General features: G+C 69.1%; 1 protein-coding gene. It reads right to left on the reverse strand.

Going from position 1 to position 1,782, the window contains the following annotated elements; all coding sequences use genetic code 11:
• Positions 1 to 368: 368 nt before the first annotated feature.
• Entirely contained in the window at positions 369 to 1,529 is a 1,161-nt protein-coding gene (locus ACVOMM_RS18635; RefSeq protein WP_053516410.1) for an MFS transporter, read from the reverse strand.
• Between the last annotated feature and the right edge of the window lie 253 nt (positions 1,530 to 1,782).

The raw sequence follows: 1,782 nt of genomic DNA on the forward strand, positions 1-1,782 counted from the left end.
GGGCATGGCGGGGGCCGCCGTGAATCCGTCCCGGGAGGCTTATCCGCGCCATCCATGGCGCGGATACCCCCGCCACGCCTACCCCCCCGGCCTCATACGGTTTCCTGCGCACCGCGGGAAGATCAAAAGAAAAAATCAAAAGCAGAAGCCGGTTCTTCAGGCATTCGTGTCGACCAAGGTCGACACCTACCAGAGAGGAACGCCGTTGCGACAGATCGCGGGAATGGGCCGGGCCCCGCAGGGGTACTTACAGCGTCCCCCTCAACCGGACCCACCCCGCCAACCCACGGAATGCAGGCCTTTGCCGTTGACGTTGACGTTGATTCGGCGGGTGCAGGGCTGCAAGCCCTGCCGGAATCCAACACCCCTCAGCAGGCTTCGGCCACCGCAGTGCGGGGACGCCCCAGCCACGCCAGCAGCAGGCCCGATGCCGCCAGCAGGCCACCGGCCACCGGAATGGCCGCGTAGCCCAGGCCCGAGCTGATCACCGCACCGCCGAGCGCCGCACCCACGGCATTGCCGAGGTTGAACGCGCCCACGTTGATCGACGACGCCAGGCCCGGCGCCTCTGTGGCCGCTTCCATCACCCGGATCTGCAGCGGCGGCACGATGGCGAAAGTCGCCGCGCCGAACAGCAGTACACCCAGCGCTGCGGTCACGGGATTCATGAAGGCCAGCGGCAGCACGAACATCAACACCGCCAGCGCCGCCAGCAGGATCCGCGTAGCGCCATCCAGCGACCAGTCGGCCATGCGCCCGCCGATGCCATTGCCGATGGTGAAACCGATACCGATCAGCGCCAGTGACATCGCGATGAAGGCATTGGAGGCACCGGTCAGCTCGGTCAGCACCGGCGCCACGTAGGTGTACAGGGTGAACATCGCACCGGCGCCCAGCACCGTGGTGGCCATGGCCAGCAGCACCTGCGGCTGCAGGATCGCCTTCAGTTCACGGCGCACGTCCGGGCGCGGGCCCGGTGCCGAGGCCGGCAGGGCCAGGCCGAGCGCGATGATCGCCACCACGCCCAGCACTGCGGTGCCGGCGAAGGACAGGCGCCAGCCCAGCTGCTGGCCGACCCAGGTTGCCAGCGGCACGCCGCCGATGTTGGCGATGGTCAGGCCCATGAACATCGTGGCCACCGCCGCCGCCTGCTTGTCCTTCGGTACCAGGCTGGCGGCGACCACCGCACCGATACCAAAGAAGGCACCGTGGTTGAGGCTGGTGACCAGCCGCGACAACAGCAGCAGGCCATAGTTCGGCGCCAGCGCCGACAGCAGGTTGCCGACCACGAAGATCGACATCAGCAGCATCAGCGCGGTGCGCTTGCCGAAGCGTCCCATCAGCAGCGTCATCACCGGCGCGCCCAGCATCACGCCCATGGCGTAGGCCGTGATCAGCATGCCGGCGGTGGGAATGCCAACCCCTACGCCGTCGGCGATGACCGGCAGCAGGCCCATCGGGGCGAACTCGGTGGTGCCGATGGCGAAGGCGCCGACGGCAAGCGCCAGCAATGCGGCTCTGGACTTCATGGGGGACTTCCTGGGGGCGGGAATCGGGAGCGCGTAGCCTGCGCGCTTTGCCGCACCGGATTAAGCCTCGCCCGGGGAAAACACTGTTGATGCGGGTTCACAAGTGAAGGTGTACGCCGGCATTGCAGGCAAAAGCCCCCGCCGGCCTGGGCCAGCCCGACCCCCGGCGGGGCGGACCCCCGGAGAGGCCGGGGCGCCCCCCCCCCCCCCCCGGGGCCCCCCCCCAAAAACCCCCCCCCCGCCGCGGGGGGGG

This window comes from Stenotrophomonas sp. STEN009, assembly GCF_056760395.1.